9 protein-coding genes are annotated in these 15,024 nt (G+C 44.9%); all 9 read left to right on the forward strand.

Annotation, left to right across the window (positions count from 1 at the left end):
* The first annotated feature begins 48 nt into the window (after nucleotides 1-48).
* The 9 genes from G5B00_RS12720 to yihA all read left to right on the forward strand — a co-directional run bounded on the left by G5B00_RS12720 (nucleotide 49) and on the right by yihA (nucleotide 15,021).
* Nucleotides 49-3,606 (forward strand): SusC/RagA family TonB-linked outer membrane protein, encoded by a 3,558-nt coding sequence (locus G5B00_RS12720; protein ID WP_163875881.1) that lies wholly within the window; start codon nucleotides 49-51, stop codon nucleotides 3,604-3,606.
* A 10-nt stretch (nucleotides 3,607-3,616) separates the two neighbouring features.
* Nucleotides 3,617-5,029 carry a RagB/SusD family nutrient uptake outer membrane protein gene (locus G5B00_RS12725; RefSeq protein WP_163875884.1) on the forward strand — a complete coding sequence of 471 codons (1,413 nt, stop codon included), beginning with the start codon at nucleotides 3,617-3,619 and terminating at the stop codon, nucleotides 5,027-5,029.
* A gap of 27 nt (nucleotides 5,030-5,056) precedes the next feature.
* Nucleotides 5,057-5,890, forward strand: coding sequence for a substrate import-associated zinc metallohydrolase lipoprotein (locus G5B00_RS12730; protein WP_205966418.1), 834 nt, complete (start codon nucleotides 5,057-5,059; stop codon nucleotides 5,888-5,890).
* Nucleotides 5,891-5,901: 11 nt separating this feature from the next.
* Nucleotides 5,902-7,374, forward strand: a complete 1,473-nt coding sequence (locus G5B00_RS12735) for a DUF4302 domain-containing protein (protein ID WP_163875888.1) — start codon at nucleotides 5,902-5,904, stop codon at nucleotides 7,372-7,374.
* A gap of 16 nt (nucleotides 7,375-7,390) precedes the next feature.
* Nucleotides 7,391-8,785, forward strand: a complete 1,395-nt coding sequence (locus G5B00_RS12740) for a DUF4302 domain-containing protein (RefSeq protein ID WP_163875891.1) — start codon at nucleotides 7,391-7,393, stop codon at nucleotides 8,783-8,785.
* Between the two features lie 152 nt (nucleotides 8,786-8,937).
* Nucleotides 8,938-10,515: a Type 1 glutamine amidotransferase-like domain-containing protein gene (locus G5B00_RS12745; RefSeq protein WP_163875895.1), complete on the forward strand. Its 1,578-nt coding sequence runs from the start codon at nucleotides 8,938-8,940 to the stop codon at nucleotides 10,513-10,515.
* A 141-nt stretch (nucleotides 10,516-10,656) separates the two neighbouring features.
* Complete coding sequence (locus G5B00_RS12750) at nucleotides 10,657-12,732, forward strand: prolyl oligopeptidase family serine peptidase (protein WP_163875900.1); 2,076 nt, start codon at nucleotides 10,657-10,659, stop codon at nucleotides 12,730-12,732.
* 95 nt (nucleotides 12,733-12,827) lie between these two features.
* Complete coding sequence (locus G5B00_RS12755; protein ID WP_163875902.1) at nucleotides 12,828-14,153, forward strand: D-alanyl-D-alanine carboxypeptidase; 1,326 nt, start codon at nucleotides 12,828-12,830, stop codon at nucleotides 14,151-14,153.
* Nucleotides 14,154-14,400: 247 nt separating this feature from the next.
* A complete protein-coding gene (gene yihA / locus G5B00_RS12760) occupies nucleotides 14,401-15,021 on the forward strand; it encodes a ribosome biogenesis GTP-binding protein YihA/YsxC (RefSeq protein WP_163875905.1) in 621 nt (206 codons plus the stop codon).
* Nucleotides 15,022-15,024: the final 3 nt, after the last annotated feature.

Consider the following 15,024-nt stretch of genomic DNA (forward strand, 5'->3'; position numbering starts at 1 on the left):
GTAGGCAAATTTTATTTGCCGCTTATTAACCGCAAAGTATTATTGCTCATGAAGCTAACTATCTGTTTATTGCTCATGTCGTTTACGCAGGTAAGCGCTACCCTATTTTCCCAAACCATTACCTTTTCGGGAAAGAGGGTGTCCATTGAGAAAGTACTGAGAGAAGTCGAAAAACAGTCTGGATTTAATCTTTTCTACAAATACGATGAGAGTTTGATGTCCAAGTCGGTAGATGTCGATTTCAAAAATGTACAGCTGCACACTGTCCTGGATGAAATATTGGTTAAGAATGGCTTGGTCTACAAGATCGATAGGAAAACAATTACGATCAATAGAAAACCTGTTTCAAATCCATCCTCTTCCGTACGGACTATTCAGGAACAATCTGACGATATCAAAGGTGTAATCGTGGATAGACATACGGGGGAGCCTCTCGTAGGAGCAACTGTTCGTGTCAAGGGTACGAGCATAGGCGTCGCGGCCGACGAAAACGGTGCTTTTCAACTTCGTAATGTAAAAAATGGAAGTACGCTTGAGATTATCTATACCGGTTATCAATCCCGTGAATTTGTAGTTGGTAATGACCGTGATGTACGTATTGCCTTGACTGGTGAATCCGATAGTCTGGATGAGGTCGTCATCACAGGCTATCAGACTATCGATAAACGTACGTTCACCGGTTCTGTAGGAAAAGTCAATCCCGATGATCTTGCTACAGCAGGTTTTTCGGACGTAGGGAAAGCTTTGCAGGGCATGGTCGCTGGTGTAGCCGTGGAGAATACCAGTGGGACATTCGGTACGAAGTCCAAAATCCGTATCCGCGGAAATTCCTCGATCAGTGGCAATCAGGAGCCTCTCTGGGTGATCGATGGTGTCGTGCTGGACGATCCGGTCAATATCAATCCCAATCAATTGTATTCCGGAGATGCCGCAACCATGTTGAGCTCCGCCATCTCAGGCATCAATCCGGATGATATCGAGGATATACAGATACTGAAAGATGCTTCGGCCACGGCCATGTATGGTACACAAGCCGTAAATGGGGTAATCGTCGTGACCACCAAAAAGGGCCGTGTGGGAAAGACAGCTATCAGCTATAAGAATAATTTCAGTCTGGCCATGAAGCCGACGATAAGGGATTTTAATGTGATGAACTCCAAACAAAGAATGGAGTTTTCAGAAGAACTGTATGAGAAGAATCTGGTAGACTTTACTAACATGAACAGCACCTATGGTGCATTTGGCAAGTTGCAATATCAGCTGTCCCGCAAGGAGCTTACCTGGGATCAATATTATGATGAGATACAGCGTGCAAAAACCTACAATACCGACTGGTTTGATGTATTGTTCCGCAATTCAGTCAATCATGAACATAGTGCCAGCATATCTACGGGTACAGAGAAAGCACAGTTCTATATGTCCGCAAGTTATTTTCGTGACAACGGACAGACGCATAATCAGCATACCGATAGGTATAGTGGGAATTTTAGGGGAAATTTCAATATTTCGGACAATTTTTCCATTACCGGTACCCTTTATGGGTCAGCAAGAAACCAACGTCTTTTTGGTGCATTTGACGAAACAGAATCGGGTGGATTGCCACAACGGGATTTTGATATCAATCCCTATACCTATGCCCGTACCACGAGCCGAGCGATGAGGCCGTATGATGATGATGGTAACTTGGAATATTACAGGGCCAATTTTGCTCCTTTCAATATTATCCACGAAATGAATAACAATTTTGTGGACGTAGCCTTAAAAGAGATCCGGTTTCAGGTAGACGGATTATGGAAGATCACCAACAATTTGAATCTGGCCACTATCCTTTCAGCACGTACGACTTCTGCGCAGTCCGAACACATCTCTACCGAACTATCCAATGTAGCACAAAGCTACAGAGCAATGGAAAATACGGCTATCCGAAGTGCTAACGGCAGGTTGTACAATGATCCCAATGATGATAGTCAATTCCCTATTTCGGTATTGCCGAGGGGAGGTATTATCATTTTGGACAATAATCAAGGAGAATTTTATACCTTTCGGAATACCTTGAACTACAAGCCTGTGTTCCACAACCATTCCTTTGACCTGATGGGTGGATCTGAAATCCGGCAGCGAAAATATGACAGGCATGGCTTCACGGGGTATGGTCTGGAATATTATAGAGGTCTGACGTCCAGTCCGGATTATCGGGCTATCCAACGTGATCAGTTTGCTTCTAATGGTTCACCGTATTATGGAATGGGACTGAACGTTCACCGTGAGGCTTCTTTCTTCGCAAATCTGGCCTATACGTTCAAGAACAGGTACAACCTCACTCTATCTTCCCGTGCTGATGGTTCCAACCGTCTAGGGGCATCTGAGCGGTTTCGCTTTTTACCTATTTGGGTTGTAGGAGCCAGTTGGAATGTGGATGATGAGGCTTTTCTGCAAGGTGTGGAATGGCTGGATTTTCTCAAAGTACGTGGATCTTATGGTACAAGGGGCAATATCAGCGGTCTAGGAAGCCCGGAAATATTGGCCTATTACGGTACAACCACGAGATTCAATCCGGATAATGTCGAAGAGATCATTAGTATTTCAGCTCCGGACAACCCGCATCTGCAATGGGAAAAGGAAAAAATGGCCAATGCGGCATTGGAATTTGGACTGTTCAAGCGTGCTTCAGTCACTCTGGAGTGGTACCATCGCCAAAACTATGATCTGATCGGCAACGTACAAGTGTCCCGGGTCAGTGGCTTCAGTACCAAAACAATGAATTGGGCCGATATGAAAAATGAAGGTTTTGAGATCACGCTGAATACCAAAAATATCGACAATACGAATTTCAAGTGGAGCACGCTCTTTACTTTCGGGTACAACTATAATGAAGTGACGAGACTACAGACCAATGCCGCGGTAGTCAGACAGACGGTGGATAGAGGTGCACCTCTGGAAGGAAGACCGGTGACCGGATTGTATTCTTTCCGCTTCGCAACCTTGAATGCCGATGGGTTGCCGATGTTCTATACTTCGAGTGGAGGTCTGTCCAATTCTTTTTCGCGATATTCTACCAATTTGGATATGCTGCAATACGAGGGTAGCCGTGAACCGTTAGGATCGGGAGGATTGACCAATCAATTCCAGTATAAAGGTTTTCAGGCATCTTTTCTATTTACCTATGCATACGGTAACAAGATCCGCCTTAACCCATTCTTTGAGCGTTATTATTCAGATGTCATGGCACTGGACGGCGAACTGGCCAACCGATGGACTACTCCTGGAGATGAGCGATATACCAATATCCCCAGAATCGTAGAAGCTGAAACCCGTACCCAATTGATATCTGCGAATGCGGAGCCGTTCATGGCGTATAACCGTAGTGATATCCGGGTAGCCAGTGGTTCATATGTGCGTTTCAAGAATGTGATGTTGGCTTATGATATACCGACACGGTTGATACAGCGAACCAATATCAACAATTTGAAGGTAACCGCCCAAGCACAGAATATAGTCCTGTGGGCCGATCCGAAATTGCGTGGGCAGGATCCCGAGGCTATTGTATCGGGTATTTCCATACCGATGACGACAAACTATACTTTGGGTCTGACCATGAATTTTTAATGTTTACGATATGATGAAGATATTAAAATATACGACACTTTTATGGGCAATTTCATTGCTCGTTAGCTGTACGAAATACCTGGAAATCAATCCGGACAACCGGGTTCGGTTGACGACGGTGGAAGATTACCAAGCCGTAATCACAGGAGCCTACCCACAGGCATACCACCATTTTACAGAATTGTATACGGACAATGTACGTTATTATGACTATCCGAGTTACAACAATGCGAACATTACCTCTTGGTTGTTTCCGATATATCTATGGTCTGACAACTATATTACGAACAACGCCATCACTCCGGAAGCTGCTTGGCGCAAATATTACAATGATATCTACGAAGCCAATGTCGTACTCGAAGGTATTGACCAGGCTACGGGAGATGATGCGCTGCGCCAATCTGTCAAGGGAGAGGCTTATATGATCCGGGCATACTGCCACTTTATGTTGGTCAATATCTTTGCCAAGCACTATAATCCGCAGACAGCTGCTACTGATCTGGGAATACCTTATATGTTGGAATCCGAAAAAGAACCCGGACAACACTATAGCCGTGATGCGATACAATATGTGTATGACCGTATCGAGGAAGATGCGTTCAAGGCATTGGGTCTGATCCGGGAAGAGTTTATGGCAGTACCCAAGTATCATTGGTCCAGAGCATCTATTCATGCTTTCCTGTCGAGATTTTATCTGTTTAAGGAAGATTGGGAGCGTTCGTTGTATCATAGCGAGGAGGTATTCAAGCTGAACAACAATATCCGAAATCTTTTTGCTGACTTTGATGCTTATTTTGCAACAGGTGATTACAATGGATTTGCGAATCGGTATTTTGAGACCCATCAAAGCAATGTTCTTTTGGTCAATTATACACTGACGTGGAATACATTTGAACGAGGAAGTCTGTATGCCAATGAGTATCGAGCCACTTTTCATGCCAATGATGTGCGCGGACGCATCTTTACACTTTGGAGTGCACAGACACCCAACTATATGGCTCGTAAATTCAGACGGAATCTACCTGCTGATGGACAGTCTTATGCTGATGTAGGCCTGTTTGTAGTGGAAGAAGTTATGTACAATGCAGCAGAAGCCAGTGTACGTAAAGACAATCCGGATTTTCAATATGCTATCGATAAGATGAATGCTATTTTACAACAGCGTTGGAGACCATATGTAGCACTCAATCTAGCTGATTATCCTACTCAGGAACTGCTATTGGAAAAGATTATTGACGAGAAAAACCGGGAGTTGTGTTATGAAGGTTACCGCTGGTTTGACGTGAAGCGTCACAATATACACATCCGGCATTGGGACGGTACCCAATACAGAGAGTTGCCACCCGATGACCTGCGTAGGGCTGTACAGATTCCATTTGCAGAATTGGAAGCAAATCCGGAGATGCAACCTAATCCAAGATAATCACCTAAAATGATGGTAAAGATGAAAATGTATAAAGTAATATTTTTTTCAGTGAGTCTGTTTCTTTTAGCGGTCTCCTGTTCTAAAGAGGAGCCTATCTCTTATGAACCGTATGAAACCGATTTGCCGGATAACCCGACGGATCAGGCCATCTACGACTTGCGGCAGGAGTACCAGACGAAGATCATCTACCGCTATGACCGCCGGTACGTTTCTACAAGTGCGTTTGCTGTACCTCCACGGTATGATCTGGTATTGCCCTATATTGAGAATGTACTTCGCAAACTGTTTATCGCACCGTATGATCGGCAAAAAACCGATTTCATGCGCGAGCACATGCCTATAGAGATGATCATGTTCGGTACCAGTATCAACTATGTCGAGGGCGGCGAGAGCAATTTCAGTGCTTCTGGTTTGGCCTATGGATTGAGTCGTGTCATTATCACGGGAGTAAACGCCTATGATCTGAACAATCCGAGCTGGCTACGGGGACAGTATGCTACCTTGCACCATGAGTTTGCCCATGTACTGGACAAGATATATGGTCGGCCTACAGGATTTGACAATGTGTCCAAGGGACTCTACGCAGGTGGTACAGCGTACGGTGCTTTTTCGCAAGCCGAAGCACGTTCTCGTGGATTTTGGCGAAATTATGGAATGCTGAACGAAAGTGAAGACTTTGCGACCTGGATCGATGGGATCGTGACCACGCCAAAGGAGGAAGTGTTACAGATCGTGTCCGCCAACAATTACCTGTCACAAAAGTACCAATTGGTATATAATTTCTATTTGGAGAAAGGAATAGACCTGCATGAGTTACAGGCCTATTTACAAAATATATTGGATAATCTGGAGGACTAACTATGGAAAAAATGATGAGACACCTGTCCTGGATATTGTTTGCAGCAGTAATGCTGGTATGGATGGCCTGTGAGAAAACAACTACCCATTTACCGCCTCGGGAAATCTCGCCCGAAGTGGACGAAATAGCAAAAAAATATACGGATGTCCTTGTGCAGTCGCCGCAGGGGTGGGTATTGGCGTACAAGCCCGATCAATATGAAGAAACCATCTATTTCCACTTGATATTCAAAAATGGAGGAAAGGTGGACGTATTGGCTGGATATAGAGGCTACCACACCCTGCAAACGGATATTACGTATTATTTTGAAGGTAATTATACCCCGATTATCGTATTCTCGGGAGAAAATGTTTTTTCCGAGCTGGCTGATTCACACAATGGCGCTTATAAGTTCAAGATATATTATAAGGAATCGCCGGGCACTTTTGAGGTTGTGCGTTCGGACGGATTTGACGATAAGCGATTTGAGCTGACCCCCGCAAATGAAAGCAATCTTGCCCTGCTCAATGCTCAGATCGATGATATTCTGGCACAGATCGCCTACGAAGAAGAGCAGGAAAGACTGGCGGCGGAAGTTAGGGCAAAGATAAAGGCTTTTGTGGAGATAGAGTCTGACTTTTACTTTTACAATCTGACGGTCGATGATTTTTCGGCAGCGATCAATTCCTTTGATACTGTTGCCCGGGAGATATCTTTGACCTATAAGGAAACGCCGACCTCAGCACCCGCTACGACCACTGTTGGCTATACCTTGACTCCTGAAGGCATTGTGCTGGATCCTGCCCTAGCATATGGAACGGTATCTTTAGAACTTTTAGAGCTTGGAGAACTGTTGTATGAAGATCCGGATGATCCCAATAAAGCTACTGCTATAGAAGTTGTGAGTAATGGGAATGTAGGAACTATGGGGTATGCCCACGTAGCACCTTATCCATATACACTGACCAGTGACAGGTCCGTTTCTACAGTAGATTGGTTATTGGATCCGAACCAACAAAATGCAGGCCTATTCTTGTACACAGCAGATGCGGACCAACATTACAGTGCATTTGTCAATGCAGATCGGATAGAGTTTAAGGACTATATCAATGCCGAAGTAAATGATGCATTGGCAACAAATAGATTAGTGAATCAAATCTATTTTCCGGCCAATCAGGCTTCGAGTCGAAACATTCAAATATCAACACGTAACGGGAATGATTCGGGGAACAAATTCTTCCTGTACAATTTTGACCTAAATAAAATAATAAATGAAGCGAGCGCATTGAATGTGACGTTGACGACAGCGGCAAGTACTATTACGCCGCATATAGATGCTTTCAATGCCTATTTAGATCCCCAGTTTCCTGCCGAAGGCGTTACCGTTGCTCCTGTTATAGTAGGTACAACTTTAAGATTCAGGTTAATCAGTCGGAAAGATAGCCGATATTGGGTGGAATATATTTTAAATCGAGCCGCAGACAGATCAAACAGATTTGATTAATACAAAAAGTAGAAATATGAGAGCAGTAAGTTTAGTATTAAGTATGGTCTTCTTTCTCACGTCCTGTGAAAAATTGGATCAGAACTACAATAAAATCCCTGCGGATGCCCCTCGTTTAGCGGAGCTGCAACAGGAGTATAAGGAAATGTTGGTGGCCAACACGGATGGCTGGTTCATGGAATACCAACCTGGAAGCGATAACCCCTCTGTCCCAATTCTCATGAAATTTTTGGCAGACGGCACGGTCAGCATCATCTCCGATCGGTATGGATTTGATGCAGAGAATATCTCTACTTATCGTGTGGGCGGTGTGATCGGACCGGAGCTGATTTTTGATACCTACTCGGTATATAGTTCCATTGCGGAGTCTGGAGGAGGAGCCTTTGATTTTAGGATGTATCCGCAGGAAAATGGCGAGTTTGTCCTGAAGCATGCGACCGGTGGATTGGCAACGGAGTTTGTGCTTCGCAAAGCAAGGGCTACCGACCACGATGATATTATAGCAAGGGCTTCTGTAGGGCGTGTGTTGCAAGAATTCAGCGAGAATTCGTCCGCTTATTTCAGAAATCTGGTGCTGGATAATATATCGGCTTTCTGGGAAATGAATATCAATACACAACAGGTGACATTGACTTGGGAGAACAGTGGAGGAGGGACGACCACAACCCAAACGTTTTCCTATACGACACTTCCGGGCAACGGTATTCGATTGGCCGAACCGTGGACAGCACCAGGGGGGATAGAAGTCAACGAGATATTCTTCGGCGATGCTACTCCGGACGGAATAGAAATTACCAGTGCCGGGAACGCAGGAGCAGGAGAAATCCAGGTTGCACATATTCCGGCATTTCCCTATCCGGGGACTGCGAAACGATATATCTTGAGTAACTCATTCAATCCAAATCAAGATCCTGTTCGTTTTTTTGCATCCGTTTCGGGTACACGGGAAACAAGTGTGGATAGGATTAGTCCTGCACTTTGGCCTTATTATGAAAAACTGTGGGCTGATGACGTATGGCCGACATATATACGTTTACAAGTCTATAATTATAATGGAGCTGCCTTTACGAACAGTATACAGTTGTTAGGTGCTATAAATGGTACCAACACTTGGCTACCTTATTACTATGCACTCGATGAGATGGATGGTTCTCACGTGATGGTTCGCAAACGGAATGAAGTACCTACAGATCATCCACATTATGGGGCTACCTATACATCTGGTACGGCACTGACCATGTATAATGACCACCCGGAATTTGCAGATTTTATGGATAGGATCTATCCTCCCGGTATTGGTGTTACGATTGTACCGTTGTCTGGGCAGAATGTTCGTGTAGTCAGTCGGGCAAACAGTTTGTATTGGATGGACTTGACAATCAGTACACCTGCTAATTTTTGGAATAATTAAAAGATAGTAGATTCATATATCGTTTTAATTGTCCTCGTTGCAACGAGGACAATTAATTTTTTTATAGTTAGCCTTAAATGATAAAACAATATCGTACTCAAAATAAAAACTACCTGAAGATAAGGTTCAGCATACTATTCCTGGGATGGATAATGATAGGATTATTCACTTTCTTATCATCTCAAGGGCAGACAGGAGATATCCCAACAGCATATACTAAAAAATGGAACACCATAGGTCCACCCACAGGCACTCTCATGATTATTGGCGGAGCTGCCTCCCAGGACAATTGGCATTATTTTATGGAGCTCGTGGGAGATCCCGAAGCACTTATCGTGTTTATCCCTACTGCAGGAAGTACATTTGATGAGACACATACAGGTTATATCAGTTTGTTGGAAGCGGGGGCAAAAAATGTAAGTATTCTCCATACCAAAGACCGCAATGAAGCTAATACGGAAGCTTTTGCAGCACCCTTGCGCAAAGCAAAGGCCGTGTTCATGGCAGGCGGTTTTCAGAGTCGGCTTGCAGCAGCTTATCTCAACACGTTGACACATCGGCTCATGTTTGAAATACTGGAACGTGGAGGAGTGATTGCCGGAAGTTCGGCAGGTGCCTCCATACAAGGTTCGTATCTCTACGGAGGCTTGCAAGGAGGTGTCGGCGCACAATACGTAGGATTGGGGTTCGTCAAAAACTCGGCTATCGGCCAACACTATATCCGTAGAAATCGCATGGGATCTGTAGCAAAGATATTGAAAAACCAACCCGATCTGTTTGGATTTGGGGTGGACGAAGCTACGGCTGCTGTCGTCCGGGGTAATGAACTTGAAGTCGTTGGCGAAGGCAAAGTCGCTTTATACGATACTAAACGCCCAGAATATACCGATCAGCCACAACTGTATCTTTTTCCTGGAGACAAATACGATATGGCTGTCCGTCGGATTACCCATAAAGCCGATCCCGTACCGCAGGATATGTGGACGGGAGGAGGAAAAAAACAATGGAAAAACCCGGCCGATTCGTGGCAAACCGTCGGCCCACCGCAGGGCAGACTGCTTCTGTATGGATCTGTAAAAGCTGATTCGGCCTCTATCAGACATTTTTTGCAATCACTGGGCACCTTCCAGGATCCTATCGTGGTGCTCTCTACAGGAAACCACGATATGCGTGCCGAAAATCAGCAGGTCGTTGCCGAACTACGAAAACTTGGTGCAGACCGGGTGTCTTCCTTACACACGATTGACAGCGATATGGCAAACTCACAGGCTTTTGCCAGTGCCCTGGATAAAGCCAAAGCCGTTTGGATCTGTGATAGTAGGAGTTGGCAGTTGGCAGATGTATATCTCTATACACTGGTACACAAAAAACTGTTTGAGGTACTGCGGCGGGGTGGTATCCTGGGAAGCAATGGTGATGGTGCGGCAATCATGGCCTCTCGCTTGTTTGGTGAGCCGGAAAGCTACAGGTGGCATACAGGTTATGGATTGGTCAGGAATACCCTCATTGTCAAGGCGCCACAGAACCGTAAGACATTGTCCGATATGCAGGGGATATTGGATAAAAACATGAAATTGCAGGGTATCGTGCTGGATGAAGATGCAAAGGTCGTCATAGAAAAAAATCGGGTAAAAGTAGAAGGAAACAAGGGAATAAGGATATACCAAAGCGGAGAGAAAGAGCCGGTCATTGTGCCTTCCGGAGAATCGTATGGACTAGGGCTGGAATAACACATTCGAGGTTTCAAAAAAATCGAATATCTTTTGAGCTATGTGATTAAAATGTTACCGAGTTTTGATAGTAAAAAAAAGAAGTTTATAATAGCTTTGCGGGGGTATCTACTAATCATATTTTAAACAAAAACAATAAAAATGAAATTTCTAAAAGCACTTCAGATCTGTGTCATTTCTGGTTTATTATTATGGCAAAGCTGTGCCATCGGTCAAGAATATACAGATTTACGCAAACTCTTGAACATTCCTTATATAGGCGATATCAAAGGGGCCGCCAAAGCAGATAGGATAGTCTTTACGGTCAATGAAAAAGGACATCGTAATATCTATGCCGCCGATGGTCCTAACTATTCGATCCGTAAAGTAACGAGTTTTGACGAAGACGATGCACAGGAGATTACCAGTATGTCGATTAGCAGTGACGGCAATTGGGTCGTCTTTGCGCGAGGTGGTGATCATGGTTCCAACAGTGCTGCAGTCGCGGTCAATCCGGCTTCGTTGACCAGTGCAACCAAGATCGAGGTTTTTTCTCTGTCACTGACGGACAATAAACTCTATAAGGTCGGTGTAGGAGATTTTCCGGTTCTTCATCCTACCAATAAAACAGTCACTTATCTCAGAGGGGGGAATGTGTGGAGCTCTCCACTTGGACGAGAGGGAGCGGGCAAACAACTTTTTGCTATGCGGGGTTCAGCAGGCAATATACAGTGGTCTCCCGATGGTTCCCAGTTGGCTTTCGTTTCCCGTCGCGGCACATACAGCTTTATCGGTGTGTACCAAAATGCGGGTAAACGCCTGAAATGGGTTGGTCCTTCGTTCTACACCGATGCGTTTCCGCAATGGTCTCCCGATGGAAAAAAAATAGCTTTCGTAAGACGTGAACCTACAGGAGGAGTTATCGATTCTCTGAATACTGCCATATCACGGTCTTGGTCCGTCATGATCGCAGATCTGTCTTCGGACAAGGTAGAAAAAGTATATGCATCCCCATCCAAGAGACGTGCAGGTTACCCACGCATCGGTGGAGGGGTCAATCTACGTTGGAAAAATGCGAATTACATCACTTTCATGTCTTATGAAGATGGATGGCCACATCTCTATAGATTGGATGCCAGGAGCAAAGCTGTACAGCAGCTGACAAAAGGAAGTTTCACGGTCGAAGATATCGCTTACGATTCCAAAGGAGAGTACATCGTCTTCGCGGCGAATACGGGTAAGGACAAATTCGACTTCGAACGTTCCCATGTCGGCAGGGTCAGCCTGGCCAACGCTAACATGGAAATCCTGACCGAAGGGGAAGGGATAGAATCCTCACCATTCTTCTATCATGGAGACAATCTGATCGGGTTCAAGTCCAGCACCTACGACAAGCCTGTACAGCCCAAAGTGCATGATGTACGTACAGCAAAACAGCTTGCCGTAGCGGATGAACTTTTCAAAGGTGTGCAGACAGGTTTTGTGAAGCCTACGCAGGTATCCATCACGTCGGAAGATGGTGTGAAATTTAGTTCGCAATATTTCAAGCCACAAGGGAACAAGAAAAACCTACCTGCCGTGGTGTATATACACGGCGGGCCTCGTCGGCAAATGTACTTAGGCTGGCACCACCGGGATTATTATTTTTACGACTACATTACTTGTCAATATTTGGTACAGCAAGGGTTTGCAGTCTTGTCCGTCAATTACAGGACAGGTACAGGATATGGGTATGATTTTCAAAACCCTAAAGCAGCCGGAGCGTTGGGCGCATCAGAATACAAGGACATCTTGGCCGCCGGAAAATGGCTGGCTGGACAATCTGATGTGGATCCCAATAAGGTCGGGGTTTTCGGAGGCTCTTATGGAGGGTTCCTGACTGCAATGGCCTTGGCCAAAAATTCGGACGTATTCAAGGCTGGGGTGGATATACATGGGGTACACAACAGGCTTCGTGACAGGGATCCTAACTCCAGTCGAACTGCCAGACTGAATTGGGATTCTTCGCCTTCCCGTTGGGTAGATACCTGGAAATCTCCTGTGCTTTTGATACACGGTGATGATGACGGAAATGTAGGGTTTTGGCACAGTATAGATTTGTACAAAAGACTAAAAGTACGTAATGTCGACGTGGAAGTGCTGGTATTGCCGGATGAAAACCACCACTGGCAATTGTTTGAAAACTTGATTAAGGTTAAGGAAGCAACCGTTGACTTTTTGATCCGAAAATTAAAATAAAGTGACGGAGGTGATGATAGTGATGTAGTTATGAAGGCGAAACGCATACCTCCATAACCTCCTTCACCTCCATAACTTACATAACTTTAAAATAAATGAATAAATTAACAGCTATAATCGCTTATTGCATAGGGGCATGTGCTCTGTCTTCTTACAGTGCTGAGGTGCAGGCACAAAATGTATTTGATATCAGCCAGGATGAGTTGCTCAATACGGCACATGTAGGTTTTAAGGTAGTGGATCTAGACACGCGCCAAGTGTTGTATGCGTTCAATTCGGATAAGCATTTTGTTCCGGCCAGCAATACCAAACTGTGGACGATGTACACCACGTTACAATTGTGTGGGGATAGCATTCCCGGATGGTCTATCGCATCGGATGCCCAGACACTCTATATCGAACCTAATGGTGATCCCACATTTCTGCAACGTGAGTTTAAGGAGCAAAAACTGTTTGACCTTTTGAAGAGTACGGACAAGACGATCTGTTTTGTGTTGCCGAGTGCTAAAGGATTCGGACGTTTGGGATCGGGCTGGTCTTGGGGTACTTGGCAATCTACAGGCTCACCCGAACGTAGCGTGATGCCGATATATGGTAATCTCGTACGTTTTTACAGGAATAAGGGAAATAAGGTCACGGCCAGACCATCGTATTTTAATTCCAGTATTCAGCAACCTTCTGTCGACATCATGAGTGATTATGTAACCGTTTTACGGGCAGAGCACAGCAATGAGTTTAACGTGGTGAAAAATACCAAAGGACATAGAGCGGTTCGCCCATTTACACATTTGGACAATGATTCTCTGGTGTATCTGCTGCTTAAAGATACCTTGCAAAATGTGAAACCGGATGTGCGTATGCAGCTTGTCCGCAAACGTCCCGAAGGAGTGAAGTTTCGCCCATTCCATACGGTGCCGACAGATCAGCTAGCCGGAATCATGATGAAGCGTAGTGACAATTTTTATGCTGAACAGATGCTGTTGATGTCGGGTAAGGTCAAGTTTGGAACGTTTGATGAGGCGAAGATACGTAAGTATGTACAGGAGGATCTGCTGAAAGATGTGTGGGTCAAGGGAAAATGGGTAGATGGAAGCGGTCTGAGCCGTGGCAATCTGATTTCACCGGACGAATTTGTCAATCTATTGCAAAAGATCTATAACAGCAAGGATTTTGAGCGGGTAAAGAAAATTTTGCCTGCCGGCAATGAAGGTACATTGGAGGGCTACTACAAAGGCTACGAAAATAATATCTCTGCCAAGACGGGAGGACTCACGAATCATGTGTCTATAAGCGGCTACCTCAAAACCAAGAGCGGCAAGAACCTGGGTTTTTCCTTTTTGGTCAGTAATATTGTCGTGAATAGAGCGGTGTATAGAAAGGAAATGGAAAAAGTCGTGACAAGGATTATCGATAATTATTAGGATTTAGGCTGTATCGCTGTATGAATAAGTAGAGACGCGATGCATCGCGTCTCTACAAAGACCTGTCACAAATAGAAGGTACCGTAACAGATAGAGACGGACAAGATCAACCTTAGGCCATACTCAAAGTAGCTCATGCACTTGAAACTGACTTAAGAGATCTGTTCCCTTTAATCGGGAAAGGAGAAGGTTCCTAAGAAAACCCATCTTCCCTTTGGGGGTTAAGTGGAAAACACTACCTTTGTTTATGCTTGTAAAAACTGCCGAATTTCTCACGAGTAACACCAAGGTTGATAAGCTTCCTGCACCTACACTGCCCGAATATGCTTTTATCGGGCGATCCAACGTAGGGAAATCTTCGTTGATCAATGCCATGACAAACCGTAAAGGTTTGGCCAAAACCTCTCAAACTCCGGGAAAAACACAGCTCATCAATCATTTTGTCATCAATGGCGATTGGTATCTGGTCGACCTGCCGGGTTATGGTTTTGCGCGGACTTCCAAAAAGAACCGTGCCGAATGGGAGCGCTTTATCCGTCGCTACCTGACGCGCCGCGAAAACCTGCAATGTGTCTTTGTACTGATCGATAGCCGGCATGAGCCGCAAAAGATAGATCTGGACTTCTGCTGTTGGCTCGGGGAAAATGGCTTGCCTTTCCTGTTGGTCTTTACCAAAGCCGATAAACAGTCCGGAGTCAAATCGGACCAAAATATAGCTAAGTTTCGTAAGGCCTTGTTGAGTTGGTTTGAGGAAGTGCCTCCGCATTTTTTGACTTCTGCCGAAACGAAGCAGGGTACAGATGAAATCCTGTCCATGATCGCGGATATAAATTCCAGATTCGAACCGCCAGTCATAGAGAATAATTAATAT

Source organism: Parapedobacter sp. SGR-10 (genome assembly GCF_011030405.1).
In the GTDB taxonomy this organism is placed as follows: Bacteria; Bacteroidota; Bacteroidia; order Sphingobacteriales; family Sphingobacteriaceae; genus Sphingobacterium.

Coding starts and splice junctions, on each gene's coding strand:
- G5B00_RS12720 (WP_163875881.1), top strand. CDS start 49: ATGAAGCTAACTATCTGTTTATTGCTCATGTCGTTTACGCAGGTAAGC.
- G5B00_RS12725 (WP_163875884.1), top strand. CDS start 3,617: ATGATGAAGATATTAAAATATACGACACTTTTATGGGCAATTTCATTG.
- G5B00_RS12730 (WP_205966418.1), top strand. CDS start 5,057: ATGTATAAAGTAATATTTTTTTCAGTGAGTCTGTTTCTTTTAGCGGTC.
- G5B00_RS12735 (WP_163875888.1), top strand. CDS start 5,902: ATGATGAGACACCTGTCCTGGATATTGTTTGCAGCAGTAATGCTGGTA.
- G5B00_RS12740 (WP_163875891.1), top strand. CDS start 7,391: ATGAGAGCAGTAAGTTTAGTATTAAGTATGGTCTTCTTTCTCACGTCC.
- G5B00_RS12745 (WP_163875895.1), top strand. CDS start 8,938: ATGATAGGATTATTCACTTTCTTATCATCTCAAGGGCAGACAGGAGAT.
- G5B00_RS12750 (WP_163875900.1), top strand. CDS start 10,657: ATGAAATTTCTAAAAGCACTTCAGATCTGTGTCATTTCTGGTTTATTA.
- G5B00_RS12755 (WP_163875902.1), top strand. CDS start 12,828: ATGAATAAATTAACAGCTATAATCGCTTATTGCATAGGGGCATGTGCT.
- yihA (WP_163875905.1), top strand. CDS start 14,401: ATGCTTGTAAAAACTGCCGAATTTCTCACGAGTAACACCAAGGTTGAT.